Source organism: Rhodobacteraceae bacterium Araon29 (assembly GCA_039640505.1).
Taxonomy (GTDB): domain Bacteria; phylum Pseudomonadota; class Alphaproteobacteria; order Rhodobacterales; family Rhodobacteraceae; genus CABZJG01.
On sequence record CP046865.1, the window covers coordinates 53476 to 67596 of the forward strand.

Annotated in this window: 16 protein-coding genes; 7 read left to right on the forward strand and 9 right to left on the reverse strand. The window is 46.7% G+C overall.

What is annotated here, in order from left to right:
- Window positions 1–91 precede the first annotated feature (91 nt).
- The 3 genes from GN278_00215 to GN278_00225 are packed head-to-tail and all read left to right on the forward strand — an operon-like array spanning window position 92 to window position 2560.
- Window positions 92–805, forward strand: coding sequence for a ribonuclease PH (locus GN278_00215; protein XAT62471.1), 714 nt, complete (start codon window positions 92–94; stop codon window positions 803–805).
- Window positions 802–1413: an RdgB/HAM1 family non-canonical purine NTP pyrophosphatase gene (gene rdgB, locus GN278_00220; GenBank protein XAT59386.1), complete on the forward strand. Its 612-nt coding sequence runs from the start codon at window positions 802–804 to the stop codon at window positions 1411–1413. The genes GN278_00215 and rdgB overlap by 4 nt, the downstream gene beginning before the upstream one ends.
- On the forward strand, window positions 1376–2560 hold the full coding sequence (locus GN278_00225) for a coproporphyrinogen III oxidase (protein XAT59387.1): 1185 nt from the start codon (window positions 1376–1378) through the stop codon (window positions 2558–2560). The genes rdgB and GN278_00225 overlap by 38 nt, the downstream gene beginning before the upstream one ends.
- 45 nt (window positions 2561–2605) lie before the next feature.
- Here GN278_00225 and GN278_00230 read toward each other — a convergent pair whose 3' ends face one another.
- From GN278_00230 to hemJ, 7 genes are all read right to left on the reverse strand, one after another.
- Window positions 2606–3529 carry a ParB/RepB/Spo0J family partition protein gene (locus GN278_00230; protein XAT59388.1) on the reverse strand — a complete coding sequence of 308 codons (924 nt, stop codon included), beginning with the start codon at window positions 3527–3529 and terminating at the stop codon, window positions 2606–2608.
- A gap of 10 nt (window positions 3530–3539) precedes the next feature.
- Window positions 3540–4361, reverse strand: coding sequence for an AAA family ATPase (locus GN278_00235; GenBank protein ID XAT59389.1), 822 nt, complete (start codon window positions 4359–4361; stop codon window positions 3540–3542).
- The gene (gene rsmG / locus GN278_00240) at window positions 4354–4971 is read right to left on the reverse strand and encodes a 16S rRNA (guanine(527)-N(7))-methyltransferase RsmG (GenBank protein ID XAT59390.1); all 618 of its coding nucleotides are present in this window, start codon (window positions 4969–4971) and stop codon (window positions 4354–4356) included. Before rsmG ends, GN278_00235 begins: the two co-directional genes overlap by 8 nt.
- The gene (gene mnmG, locus GN278_00245; protein XAT59391.1) at window positions 4971–6842 is read right to left on the reverse strand and encodes a tRNA uridine-5-carboxymethylaminomethyl(34) synthesis enzyme MnmG; all 1872 of its coding nucleotides are present in this window, start codon (window positions 6840–6842) and stop codon (window positions 4971–4973) included. Before mnmG ends, rsmG begins: the two co-directional genes overlap by 1 nt.
- Before the next feature lie 3 nt (window positions 6843–6845).
- The gene (gene mnmE, locus GN278_00250; protein ID XAT59392.1) at window positions 6846–8132 is read right to left on the reverse strand and encodes a tRNA uridine-5-carboxymethylaminomethyl(34) synthesis GTPase MnmE; all 1287 of its coding nucleotides are present in this window, start codon (window positions 8130–8132) and stop codon (window positions 6846–6848) included.
- A gap of 37 nt (window positions 8133–8169) precedes the next feature.
- Window positions 8170–9441 (reverse strand): transcription termination factor Rho, encoded by a 1272-nt coding sequence (locus GN278_00255; GenBank protein ID XAT59393.1) that lies wholly within the window; start codon window positions 9439–9441, stop codon window positions 8170–8172.
- 107 nt (window positions 9442–9548) lie between these two features.
- Entirely contained in the window at window positions 9549–9998 is a 450-nt protein-coding gene (hemJ, locus tag GN278_00260; protein ID XAT59394.1) for a protoporphyrinogen oxidase HemJ, read from the reverse strand.
- A 376-nt stretch (window positions 9999–10374) separates the two neighbouring features.
- Here hemJ and GN278_00265 point away from each other — a divergent pair, with 376 nt between their 5' ends.
- The 4 genes from GN278_00265 to dnaQ are packed head-to-tail and all read left to right on the forward strand — an operon-like array spanning window position 10375 to window position 13091.
- On the forward strand, window positions 10375–10974 hold the full coding sequence (locus tag GN278_00265; protein ID XAT59395.1) for a septum formation protein Maf: 600 nt from the start codon (window positions 10375–10377) through the stop codon (window positions 10972–10974).
- Window positions 10971–11804: a shikimate dehydrogenase gene (locus GN278_00270; protein XAT59396.1), complete on the forward strand. Its 834-nt coding sequence runs from the start codon at window positions 10971–10973 to the stop codon at window positions 11802–11804. The genes GN278_00265 and GN278_00270 overlap by 4 nt, the downstream gene beginning before the upstream one ends.
- Entirely contained in the window at window positions 11801–12394 is a 594-nt protein-coding gene (locus GN278_00275) for a dephospho-CoA kinase (protein ID XAT59397.1), read from the forward strand. Before GN278_00270 ends, GN278_00275 begins: the two co-directional genes overlap by 4 nt.
- On the forward strand, window positions 12387–13091 hold the full coding sequence (gene dnaQ / locus GN278_00280) for a DNA polymerase III subunit epsilon (GenBank protein XAT59398.1): 705 nt from the start codon (window positions 12387–12389) through the stop codon (window positions 13089–13091). The genes GN278_00275 and dnaQ overlap by 8 nt, the downstream gene beginning before the upstream one ends.
- Window positions 13092–13107: 16 nt before the next feature.
- Here the strand turns inward: dnaQ and secB are convergent, their stop codons facing one another.
- A complete protein-coding gene (gene secB / locus GN278_00285; GenBank protein ID XAT59399.1) occupies window positions 13108–13599 on the reverse strand; it encodes a protein-export chaperone SecB in 492 nt (163 codons plus the stop codon).
- Between the two features lie 56 nt (window positions 13600–13655).
- Complete coding sequence (locus GN278_00290) at window positions 13656–14120, reverse strand: FxsA family protein (GenBank protein ID XAT59400.1); 465 nt, start codon at window positions 14118–14120, stop codon at window positions 13656–13658.
- Window position 14121: the final 1 nt, after the last annotated feature.

Here is a 14121-nt window from a genome sequence, read left to right on the forward strand (position 1 = left end):
CATTAAAGGTTTTACAAAGAAAAGGTCAATCGGGCTTGCGCAACTATGCTAGCCCCTTATATCCATCTGGGGATCAGTGAAAGGATTTTCCATGCGGCCCTCTGGCAGAGAATTAAACCAAATGCGCGAAGTTTCAATCGAAACCAATGTAACAAAACATGCCGAAGGGTCTTGTTTGATAAAAATGGGCGACACTCATGTGTTGTGCACTGCCTCACTTGAGGATCGTGTTCCGCCCTTTATCCGCGGAACCGGACTGGGGTGGGTAACTGCCGAATATGGCATGCTACCACGTTCAACAAGTTCACGCATGCGCCGCGAAGCCGCGAGCGGAAAACAAGGGGGCCGAACAGTTGAAATTCAACGCTTAATTGGCCGCTCCCTTCGGGCCGGTGTTGACAGGGTTGCCCTGGACGAACGGCAAATCACCGTTGATTGTGATGTTCTGCAGGCCGATGGTGGCACCAGATGCGCATCAATTACAGGTGGATGGGTTGCTTTAAAGCTAGCGGTGAACCAGCTTTTAAAACAAGGCGCGATTAAAACTGATCCGCTTACCTCACCAGTTGCGGCGATCAGCTGCGGTATTTATGCCGGTCAACCGGTTCTTGATTTGGATTATCCAGAAGACAGCGAAGCGGGCGTCGATGGCAATTTTATCATGCTTGGCAATGGGCAAATGATAGAAGTGCAAATGAGTGCAGAGGGCGCAACCTATTCACGCGATCAGATGAACCATTTGATAGATCTGGCTGAATTGGGTGTTGGACAATTGGTTGCCAAGCAATTGTCGGCGGTGTCATGACCCGTAAGTTCACTGGCGATACGCTCGTGGTGGCCACCCATAACAATGGCAAACTAGAAGAAATTGCCAGCTTAATACGACCATTTTCCGTATCTGTGAAAGGCGCAGCCGAGCTAAACCTTGCTGAACCGGATGAAACGGAAACAACTTTTGTGGGGAATGCAAAGATCAAGGCCCATGCTGCGGCGCAAGCCACGGGTCTTCCGTCCTTATCCGATGATAGTGGAATTGAAATTGATGCTCTAGACGGTGCGCCTGGTGTTTATACAGCAGATTGGGCAGAAACACCCAACGGACGTGATTTTATAATGGCAATGACCAAAGCGAACGACATGCTTGATCAACGCAGCGCAGCGCATCCTAGAAAGGCGCGGTTTTGTTGTACCCTGGTCATGGCTTGGCCCGATGGCCATGATGAAATTTTTCCCGGCATTATGCCCGGGCAAGTGGTTTGGCCCATGCGCGGGTATCAGGGCCATGGTTATGATCCGATTTTTCAACCAGACGGATACGATATAACCTTTGGGGAAATGGATCGCTGGGAAAAAAATAGAATTAGCCATCGCGCGGATGCATTCCGCAAACTTGTTGCAGGCTGTTTTGAATGAAGACTGGCAAAATGGCGGCTTTGGCATTTATGTCCATTGGCCGTTTTGTGCTGCCAAGTGCCCCTATTGTGACTTTAACAGTCACGTCAGTGATAAAATAGAAGAAAAACAATGGATTACATCCTATTTGAAAGAATTGGACCGGCTATTCCAAACAATAGGCTCACGTCCGCTTAAGTCGGTTTTTTTTGGTGGCGGAACACCCAGCCTGATGAGCCCTGATTTAGTCGATCAAGTTCTATCTAAAGTCTTCGCACTTTGGCCAAGATCAAATAATCTTGAAGTCAGTTTGGAGGCCAATCCAACATCCGTTGAGGCTGGAAGGTTTAACGGCTATCAGCAAGCCGGTGTAAACCGCATATCCTTGGGTGTTCAGGCGCTGAATGATGCCGATTTAAAACGTTTAGGACGCTTACACAGTGTAAAAGAAGCCCATCTGGCTTTTGATATTTCACGAAACACTTTTGATCGTGTCAGTTTTGATCTGATTTATGCGCGGCAAAATCAAACCCTATCAGATTGGCGGTCTGAGTTGCAGCAAGCTCTTTCCATGGCTGTTGATCATGTTTCGCTTTATCAACTGACCATTGAACAAGGAACTGCTTTTGGCGATCGCTATGCGATTGGAAAGCTTCCCGGTCTACCAAATGAAGATCTTGGAGCAGATCTTTTTGAGGCTACGCAGGATATATGTAGCAAATTTGGGTTTCCAGCCTATGAAATTTCCAATCATGCTAAAACTGGTGCTGAGTGCCAACATAACATGGTGTATTGGCGGTATGGGGATTATGCTGGCATTGGGCCCGGCGCACACGGCCGTTTAACGATCAATGGCCACCGGCATGCAACAGCTGCGTTTCGAAATCCAGCCGATTGGCTTGAAGCTGTGCGCCAAGGATGCGGCGATAGCATTAACGAGCCGCTCTTGGCGAAAGATCAAGCGGCCGAATATTTGGTGATGGGCCTTCGCATCAATGATGGCATTGATCGGGCGCGATATAAGTCCCTTAGTGGCCGTGATCTTGATCCAGATAAAATAGCAGATTTGTTTAATCAGGGTCTAATATTAGACTCAAATAACATTATTTCGGCCAGCCAGAGGGGCCGTCCAGTTTTAAATCATATCATTCGCGAGCTTGCTGGTTAGAATAAGTCGGTGATGCTATTGCGCCTTCATCTGACAGGCACAGCATTAGCTTGGCGTGCTTAAAATCCGGCACAGGTCATCTAATTGATCCAAAGACGTATACTGCAATGAAATCTGGCCTGCTTCGCCGCCCGGTTTATGGTCGATAACAACCCTGAGCCCCAATGCTGCAGATAGATCGCCTTCAAGAGCCTTTGTGTCGGCGTCTTTTTCACCCAATGAGGGCCTGCTTTTTGGGGTGGCGCCTCGGTTTTCATCCGGTTTCGACGCTTTTTTCACCAGTTTTTCAGTTTCGCGGACAGAAAGCCCTTTGGAAATCACAATGCCAGCAAGCAAAGTGGGGTTTTCCGCGGTCACCAAAGCGCGCGCGTGCCCCGCGCTAAGACGCCCATCGCGCAAAAACTCTTGGACATCAGGCGGCAGACTCAAAAGACGCAAAAGATTGGCAATATGGCTTCTGCTTTTACCAAGTGCTTCGGCCATCTGTTCTTGGGTATGGTCAAATTTATCCATCAGCTGTCGGTAGCCAAATGCCTCTTCGACCGGATTAAGATCGGCGCGCTGGATATTTTCAATAATTGCAACTTCAAGAACTTCGGTATCGGTAAAAGACCGAAGGATTACAGGCAGATCATGCTGCTGCGCCATTTGCGCCGCACGCCAGCGGCGTTCGCCCGCAACAATTTCATATTCTCCGGGGTGATCGGGACGGTCGCGCACAATCAATGGCTGGAGAACACCTTTGGCGCGAATGGAATTGGCGAGATCTTTTAGCTGATCGGGTTCAAATGTCCGCCTGGGTTGATCAGGGTTGGCAAATATTTTTTCAATCGGCACAGATTGTTCAGTGGAAGGGTTACTAACCTCTTGTTTTTCTTTCATTTTTTCGGATTTTTGTACATTTGCATCAGCCATTAATGCCGATAATCCGCGGCCAAGACCTCGTGACTTTGATTTTTTTTCACTCATTATTGCTCCTTTAGGCCGCGGGTGTTGCCTGCGTATCGTGATTATTTTTTAAGAACTCTAAAGCCATATCGCGATAAGCCAAAGAGCCTTTTGACCCTGTATCATAGGCCAGAACCGGCATGGCATAGGACGGCGCTTCGCTTACACGGACGTTTCGGGGTATGATCACCTTATAAACAAGCTCGTTCAAATTATCTCGGGCATCTTTTTCAACCTGCTGCGACAGGTTGTTGCGCGCATCAAACATGGTAAGCACCACACCTTCGATCCGCAAATTGAGGTTCGCAGATTCGCGCACCTCACGGATTGTCAGCATCAGCTGCGATAAACCTTCCAGCGCGAAAAATTCGCTTTGAAGCGGGATAAGCACTGAATGCGATGCCACCAGCGCATTCACGGTTAACAAGGTCAGCGAAGGCGGACAATCAATGAGGATATAATCAAATGCAAACTGATCCATCGCCGGCTGCCGCAGCGCATCATGAAGTAGAAAAATTCGTTTTTCATTGGAGTAAAGTTCAATGTCTGCTGAGCTAAGATCAATATTTGCTGGAATAATCGAAAGCCCGTTAATGTCAGTTTTTGATATGACATCAGTAAGATCGGCATCTTCAAGTAATAGATCAAAGGTGGTGAATTCGCGATCCTCAAGGTCAATTCCCAATCCCGTTGAAGCATTGCCTTGAGGATCAAGATCCACAATTAGGACGTTTTTCCCCAGCTCAGCCAAAGCAGCGCCAAGGTTAATGGTTGTCGTGGTTTTACCCACGCCGCCTTTTTGATTGGTAACCGATACAATTTTTGCAGCTTTGCTGCGCGTTGGGTCATGCACGGCTGACTTCTCCTAGTTTTAATATAATCGCGCCCGATTGGGTTTCACTATTAGTTATATCGCACTGAAAAGACCACGACTGTTGTGCCTTTGAGAGTTCTTTTTGCCAGTTTTCGCCTTTTTGAAACAAACAAACTGTGGTTTTTGTCAAATGCGGTTCGGCCAAAGCTAATAAAACATCCAATTCGGCCAATGCCCGGGCTGAGATGACATCCGCTTTCATAGGCGCCAGCTTTTCAATACGTGCGTTCAGTACCGATGCATTAAGGCCCAGCTCTCGAACTGCAGTGCGTAAAAATACCGATTTCCGCTTGTCGCTTTCAACCAAGGTCATGGTCAGCGTTGGGATAAGTTCTTTGGCAAGGATTGCGACAACTACGCCTGGCAGACCACCACCACTGCCCAAATCAAGCCAGTTTTGAATATTTCTTGGACAGATGTTTAGCAATTGCGCTGAATCAAGGATATGCCTGACCCATAAGTCCGAACGTGACGCTTTGGAAATAAGGTTTATTTTCGCAGTCCATTTTTCAATCAAGGCAGCAAAATACTCAAGCGCTTCTATTGTTTCACGTGAAACATTTACCCCCGAGATTAAACTTTGGTGCATTATGCGGTCTTCTTGTGTTTGTTCTGCCGCAACCTTGCTAAAATCAACATAATCGCTGCAGGCGTCATGCCCTCGACCTTTTGCGCCTGACGCAAATTACGAGGCCGTGCTGCGATCAACTTTGATTTCAACTCAGCAGACAACCCCTCACAGCTGTTATAGTCAAACGCCTCAGGTATTTTCTGGGCCTCATCGCGCTTTATCGCCTCGATGTCTTTCTGCTGTCGGGTAATGTAGTTGGAATACAATGCATCCCGCGCCACCTGCTCGGAAATCTCTTCCTCGGCGACCTCTAACCGCGCATCCAATGTGCATAAATCCTTGAAACTGACATCCGCAAAAGCCAATACCTGAAACAATGTGCGCCGAGATCCATCCTGAGTCACACGGATGCCCGCTTTGGACAGCTGTGTTGGTGTATAAGTATCAAATTTTAAGTGATTAGTCAGATCTTCCAGCTTTTTCTGTTTGTTTTCAAAGGATTTCTGCCTTTTTGGCGTAACGCACCCGACCTCAATCCCGCGCGGCGTAAGACGTTGGTCCGCGTTATCAGCCCGTAAAGATAGACGAAACTCGGCGCGTGAGGTGAACATTCGATAGGGTTCAGTCACGCCCCGAGAAATCAAATCATCAACCATCACCCCGATATAACTGTCAGATCTGGAAAAGATAATCTCTGGCCGCTCTAACGCCAAAGCCGCTGCGTTCAGCCCGGCAACTAGCCCCTGCGCCGACGCCTCTTCATAGCCAGTTGTTCCGTTGATTTGCCCGGCTAAAAACAGCTGATCGACCCCTTTAACCGCCAATTTGGCATCCAAAGCCCGGGGATCAACAAAATCATATTCAATCGCATAGCCCGGTTGAAGGATTTTTGCGTTCTCAAGACCGACAATAGAATGCACATAATCTTCTTGCACTGCTTCGGGCAGAGAGGTCGAAATCCCGTTGGGATATACCGTATTTGTAGTTAACCCCTCAGGTTCAAGAAAAATCTGATGCGAGTTTTTATCAGCGAAGCGGACAACTTTATCTTCGATTGAAGGGCAATAGCGCGGACCAATCCCATCGATATGCCCGCCATACATCGCTGATCGCTCAAGGTTTTGGCGAATTATTTCATGTGTTTTGTCATTTGTGTGGGTAATTGCACAGGGAACCTGATCTGCGCTTACACCCTTTGACATAAAAGAAAACAAAACCGGATCGCGATCACCGGGTTGTTGTTCCAAATTTTCCCAATTTATTGTTCGACCATCAAGCCGTGGCGGCGTTCCAGTTTTTAGACGTGCCAGTTTTAGTCCAAACTCATCAATCCGCTCGGCCAATTTGACAGAGGGATCATCACCCATACGCCCACCGGGCCGGGACACATCGCCAATATGTATTACCCCACGTAGAAATGTGCCCGTGGTCAACACCACAGAAGCGGCTGTGATTTCACTATCATCGCGCAGCCGCACCCCAGTTACCTTGGTGTCACTGCCGATAAGATCAACCGCTTCGCCGAAAATAACCTGTAAGTTCTCTTGCGAAGAAATTAACTTTTGAATGGAACTGCGATATAAATCGCGATCCGTTTGCGCCCGCGGGCCCTGAACAGCTGGGCCTTTTTTGCGGTTGAGAAGCCTAAATTGAATGCCCGCCTGATCTGCGGCTGTGCCCATAATACCATCAAGGGCGTCAACTTCACGCACCAGATGGCCTTTTCCAAGCCCGCCGATGGCAGGATTACAGGACATGGTGCCCAAATCTGCTTGGCGCAATGTAATTAAAGCGGTTTTTGCGCCTAGCCGAGCGGCCGCCGCTGCCGCTTCACATCCCGCGTGTCCACCACCGACAACTATCACATCAAAATGTTTCACGTGAAACACTCCTTATTTTCCCAGACAGAAGCTGGAAAATATCTCATCTAAAACCATTTCTACATCAACCCGGCCGATTAAGCTATCCAGCGCGCTGACGGCACTCCTAAGCTCTTCGGCCACCAATTCATAATAATCTGGCCCCCGTTCAAGAATGCCAATTGCAGTACTCAGGTGGTTCGATGACTTGAGCAGTGCGATCTGGTGCCGTTCGCGTGTTGCAGCGTTATCTTTCATCATCCGGCCAGCAAGCACGTCAGTGATTTTACTAACCAATTCATCTATCCCCGCACCTGTCAAACCAGAAATACCTTCGGATCCAGGATCAAGATCGCATTTTGATTTCATAACAATGTCACCAGTGCGCAGCGCAGCGCCGGAGGGCACAGTTCCATCTTGGGACAAAAGAACAATTATATCTGCCGATTCTGCCCGCGCCAGCGCCCGATCAATGCCAATCTTTTCGATTGCATCCGCCGTGTCGCGTAGGCCTGCCGTATCCAGAAAGGTCACGGGAAAGCCGGATAAATCCATCCGCACTTCAATCACGTCACGTGTTGTTCCAGCAATATCGGATGTAATCGCGGCCTCGCGGCCTGCCAATGCGTTGAGAAGTGTTGATTTCCCAACGTTTGGGGCGCCTAATATGGCCACTTCAAACCCTTCGCGCAGGCGTTCAGCCGAGGTCACGCCAGCAGCTTCGCGATCAAGCTCATGGCCCGTTTTCGACAGCAGCGACCGCACTTCGGGCGTAACATCAACCGGAACATCCTCATCTGCGAAATCCAGTGTCGCCTCTAACAAGGCACTGGCCCGAATCAACCAAGACCGCCATCGCTCGGCGCGCTTTCCCAATTCACCGGATAAAACCCGCTGTGCCTGTATTCGCTGCGCTTCAGTTTCTGCATCAATTAAGTCCGCAAGACCTTCGACCTGTGAAAGATCCATTTTCCCATTTTCCATAGCCCTGCGGGTAAATTCCCCAGGGTCAGCAATCCGGGTAAACTCTATTTTACTTATGTTTTTCAATAACTTATTGACAATCGCAGTACTTCCATGAACATGAAATTCAACAACGTCTTCACCGGTAAAGCTATGCGGCGCATTAAAACAAACGACAATAGCCTGATCAATGATTTGTTTATCTTCGCCAGTTAACTCAGCAAGCGTTGCAACCCGGGGTTTGGGAATAAAACCAACCATTCGCTTTGCGCAAGCAAACGCATGCGGACCAGAGAGCCGGATCAACGACACCCCTGCTTTTCCCTGTGCTGACGCACGTGCAAAAATGGTTTCCATTCTTACTTACACCTCACTTAACAGGTAACCCCTGCCCCTAGGTGTTCATTGAATCAAAGAACTCTGCATTCGATTTTGTTTGTTTGAGTTTTGATATCAGGAACTCAACCGCATCTGTTGTGCCCATTGGATTCAAAATCCGCCGCAGAACAAAGGTTTTCTGAAGATCAATCTTATCGACCAGCAGCTCTTCTTTTCGGGTTCCGGATTTCAGGATATCAAGCGCTGGGAATACGCGTTTATCAGCCACTTTGCGATCAAGCACAATTTCCGAGTTACCGGTACCTTTAAACTCTTCAAAGATAACCTCATCCATCCGGCTTCCGGTATCAATCAACGCGGTGGAAATAATTGTTAGTGACCCACCCTCTTCGATATTACGCGCTGCGCCAAAGAACCGTTTTGGTCTTTGCAGCGCATTGGCATCAACACCGCCGGTTAGAACTTTTCCCGAAGATGGAATAACCGTATTAAAGGCGCGGCCTAAGCGGGTGATCGAGTCGAGCAAGATCACAACATCCCGTTTATGTTCAACCAGCCTTTTGGCTTTTTCGATCACCATTTCAGACACAGCAACATGGCGGGTCGCTGGTTCGTCAAATGTTGATGATATCACCTCGCCTTTGACCGACCTTTGCATATCGGTCACCTCTTCTGGTCGCTCATCGATCAACAAGACGATCAAATAGCACTCAGGGTGATTTTGCTCAATGCTGGTGGCAATGTTTTGAAGTAGAACAGTTTTACCCGTTCTTGGAGGTGCAACAATCAATGACCGCTGCCCCTTTCCTATAGGTGAAACCAAATCGATAATCCGAGCTGAACGATCTTTGATCGTTGGATCCTGAATTTCCATGGTCATCCGCTCATCTGGATAAAGCGGAGTCAGGTTATCGAACGCGATTTTATGACGCGCTTTTTCAGGATCTTCAAAGTTAATTTTGAAAACACTCGTCAAAGCAAAATATCGCTCTTGCTCTTCCGGAGCTTTAATCACACCTTCAATGGTATCACCTGTTCGCAGGGAAAATTTACGGATCATATCTGGCGATACATAAATATCGTCGGGGCCAGGAAGGTAATTAGCCTCGGGCGACCGCAGAAAACCAAACCCATCTTGTAAAACTTCTAAAACGCCATCGCCGGAAATTTCCCATCCTTCATCCGCGCGCTCGCGCAGAATTTGGAACATTATTTCACCCTTACGCATGGTTGATGCGTTTTCAATTTCTAGGTCTTCGGCCATCCCCAAAAGGTCTTTGGGACTTTTCACTTTTAAATCGGCAAGATTCAAACTCTTGTCAGACATCATTCGTCCTTTGTACTGCAGGCGGGCTGCTATAATGTAATTTGGAAACGTTTTACCCGGACGGGCAAAACCCCTTTAAATGATAAAGCGACTTTAGTCAAACCTGCTTAGAATTTAATAACGACCGACACCACGATAATCACCAACAAAACTGTCGGTACTTCATTCATTATTCTATAATGCCGCCCGCTAAGTGTATTTCCACCTACAACAAATTCTTTGCGCCGGCGGGAAAGCCAATGATGAAACCATGTCATTGCAAGCACAGCAAAGCCTTTTGACCAAACCCAATAATCAGAAAAATCAACAACACCAGGAGTAAACGCTAGCAAAAGACCAAAGACCCAGGTTGCGATCATTGCAGGTGCCATAATTATTCGCAGCAGCTTGTATTCCATACTTTGGAATGTCTGATCCAAAATATCCCCCGGGACAGATCGTTCCGCATGATTGACAAACAACCGTGGAAGATAAAACAAACCTGCCATCCACGATATCACAGCTAGAATATGAAAAACCTTTGACCAAGGGTAAAGAAAAATCAGAATATCATTCATGATGGGCAACCTTCTCTGAATTCTTACTATAAAAATATAAAGAGTTAAGAAAGATGATTATTTTGTAGACCCGACAAAATCTGTGGATCAAATTTTATCCCTTATCTTATCCACAGCAATTCGTGATTAAGGTAAAACTTGCAGGAATAATTTAAACATTTAAATACAGAGAGTTGAACCGCAAAAAAGTTCACAATTTTTAGTATGATTGAAACCATCACAAGTTACCCCTTGATCGAATTTATCCTTGTCCACAGCGTACAACTAAGTGCAAACTAAATTGACACACCACAAACAACCACGCATGCAGTAAAAAATTGCTTTACCCACAAAAAGGCAATCCCGCTATGCAGACCTTTTCCACGGATTTATCCCCATGACACATAAACTCATTTTAGCGTCACGATCGCCTATAAGAGCAAAGTTGCTTCAACAATCCGGTATCGAGTTTGAAAGCGTATCAGCTTTGGTAGATGAAGAAATGATGAAAGCAGCGATGCTTGCAGAGCAAGCTCCCCATCGAGATATTGCAGACAAGTTGGCCGAGATCAAAGCCCTAAAGGTTAGTCAAAAAAATTTAGGAAGCTTTGTTTTGGGATGTGATCAGATCCTGAGTTTTGATGGTAAGGTTTTTTCAAAGCCAGTAGACCAAAGTGATCTTCGAAAACAGTTATCTGTGTTAAAATCTGGAACGCACGAGTTATTTTCAGCAGCAGTGATCTGTCAAGATGCCAAGCCAATTTGGCGATTTATAGGTAAAGCGCGGCTGACAATGCGTGACTTTTCCGAGACATTTTTAGACAATTATATCGAACAGAACTGGAAGTTGGTTGAGAATTGCGTTGGAGGCTATCAAATAGAGGGTGAAGGAATACGCCTATTTCAGCGATTAGACGGCGACTATTTTAGCGTTCTTGGTATGCCCCTTCTGGAGATAATGAATTTTTTAACTGTGCGGGGGGTGATTAAAAGGTGACGTTAGAAAAAATTCCACTCGTTGCAGTATTGGGATCACCAGTTGCGCATTCAAAATCACCGCTTTTACATGGATTTTGGTTAAAACAATTTGGTATCTCGGGGCACTATATTCCTATTGATGTCAAAGCTACCGATCTTGAGCAAGTTTTGCAAACCTTGCCAAAGATGGGATTTGTTGGGGCGAATGTAACGCTGCCACACAAAGAAAAAATACTCTCTATTGCTGACCAAATCTCAGATCGTGCTGCTTTAATCGGGGCCGCAAATACGCTCGTTTTCCAACCAGACGGAAAATTATACGCTGATAATACTGATGGATATGGATTTATAGAAAATATCCGGCAACATGCGCCCGACTGGCAGGCAAAAGACGGACCGGCATTGGTTTTGGGCGCTGGCGGTGCGGCGCGGGCGATTGTTTCAGCCTTGCTCGAAGCGGGCGCTCCTGAGGTTTATATTTCAAATCGAACAAGATCCCGCGCTGATCAAATAAAATCGGACTTTGGCAACCGGGTCAATGTGGTCGAATGGGTCAAAGCATCCACTGAAATTGAACATACGCATACATTGGTCAACACAACATCTTTGGGGATGACCGGAAAGCCAGCGCTTAACATCTCTCTCAAAGGCTTAAGACCTGAAACACTAGTGACAGATATTGTTTACACCCCACTGGAGACAGAGTTCTTGCAAGCGGCCCGCTCCAAAGGATCAACCGTCGTTGACGGTCTGGGAATGTTAATCCATCAAGCGGTTCCAGGCTTTGAACGTTGGTTTGGACAAAAACCAGTTGTTGATCAGGAAATTCGCGATATTTTAATTCCATGAGTTTTCGGTTGGGGCTAACAGGGTCCATCGGCATGGGCAAAAGCACAACAGCAGGTTTTTTTAAAAAAGCTGGCTGTGCGGTTTGGGATGCAGATGCGGCGGTTCATCGGCTTTATGCAAAGGGCGGTGAGGCGGTTAACCCAATTCGCTCAGTGTTCCCAAATGCAATCATTGAAGAAGCGGTTTCACGAAGCGCCTTAAAAGCAGAGCTTGCAAAAGCTTCATCAGGATTTGAGCAGCTTGAGAGAATTGTTCATCCTCTTGTCGCAAAAGATCGAGCTGCGTTTATAAATAAAGCCGCAGCAGATATTTTGGTCTTTGATGTTCCATTGTTATTTGAAACTGGTGGCCACAGACAAATGGATGCTGTTGTTTGTGTTTCCATCGATGCAGCAGAACAAAAACAAAGGGTGCTTGATCGCAATACGATGACGGCGGATCAGTTTGAACAAATTTTAGCACGGCAAATGCCTATCAAAGACAAATTGCAAAAGGCGGATTATGTTGTGATCACAGACACACTGGACCATGCTGAGCAGCAGGTGCATAAAGTTATTCATGATATTCGGGAAAACCGGCTAAATGCGTGAAGTTGTATTAGATACCGAAACCACGGGTCTTGATCCTGAAAAAGGTGATCGAATTGTCGAAATCGGAGCAGTCGAGTTAAATAACCACCTGCCGACAGGAAAAACCTATCATAAATACATAAACCCAAAGCGCGCTATGCCGGCAGAGGCTTTTGCCGTGCATGGGTTGGGGGATGACTTTTTAAAGGACAAACCCGATTTTTCTGAGATCGTAGATGGGTTTTTGAACTTTGTCGCTGATGCTAAATTGATTATTCATAACGCCTCTTTTGATATGAAATTTATCAATGCTGAACTGCGCTGGGCAGGCCGTACTATTTTGCCTGACGATCAGGCTCTGGACACGTTGGCCATCGCGCGGCGTAAATTTCCTGGATCTCCTGCATCGCTTGATGCGCTGTGCAGACGCTTTGGAATTGATAGTTTTGATCGCACACTCCATGGCGCGCTGCTCGATTCGGAAATTCTAGCGCAGGTTTATCTTGAACTGATCGGTGGCCGTCAGCCAGATTTTGGATTATCACAAAGCTCTACTGAAGTTAAAAAAGCGTCGCATGACACCTTGAACACAAGACCTGTTTTGCTAAGGCCGACAGCTTTGAATAGCCGTATCACGGACCAAGAAAAGTCACGCCACTCTGATTTTGTCGATGCTTTGGGACCAGATGCGCTTTGGCGAAAAGGTATCAAGTCCTAAGCCTACGGGCGCTGGCTTAATTCACCGGCTTGCCATCTTTATCTTTTTCCGCTTGCGCGCGTCGCCGTTCTATTTCGTTTTTGTATAGCGATAGAAAATCTATAGTTTCCAAATTCAAGGGTGGGAAACCACCATCACGGGTGATGTCACTTACGATACGGCGCAAAAACGGAAACAGCATGCGCGGACATTCGATGAGCAAATAAGGGTGCAGTTGATCTTCTGGCACGCCCGACACTTGAAAAATTCCACCGTATTCGATTTCAAGCAAAAATAGCTGATCTTTGCTTTCTTTGGATTTAGAATCAATCCGCAGTTTAATAACCAACTCATACTGGTCTTCGGAACCGCGTTTTTTTGCATCAAGATTAACCTGAACCTGCACATCTGGTGCCACTTGGCCGCCCACGCCCTTTTGGGCAAGGATATTTTCGAACGACATATCCCGGATATATTGTGCTAAAACATTCATTGTTGGTTGCGTCGGCTGAGCGGTCTCGTCGGCCATTTCAGGCTCCTTAGATTATACGGTTTTGGGCTCTCTATCAGGTTGTCTAAAAATGCTCAATCCTTGCTCTCGCCGTCTTCATAAAACTCACCTTCGATGATCACATCAGAAGTGTCTTTCTTTTGGTAGTTTGTGTTTCGGGATTGAGTAAAGCCGGATTGAGCGGTTGATCCCACTTTTATACGAGTCCTTAGATAATCAAATGCAAAGTCTCTAAAGCGTGGGATCAAAAGTAAAAAACCAAAACCATCTGTAAAAAACCCGGGTGTAAGCAATAAGGCCCCCGCAAATAATATCATCGCGCCATGGGCCAACTGCTGGGTAGGGTTTTGAAAACTGTCCACCTGATTTTTGAGCGAAGAAAGAGTTGCGAGACCTTGGTTGCGTACAAGCCAGGTCCCCAGCGCCGCTGTTAGTACAACAATCAATAAGGTTGGTAAAATACCGATTGAACCCCCAATTTGGATAAAGAGAGCAATCTCAATTATTGGTACTGATACAAATAAAATGAATAACCACATA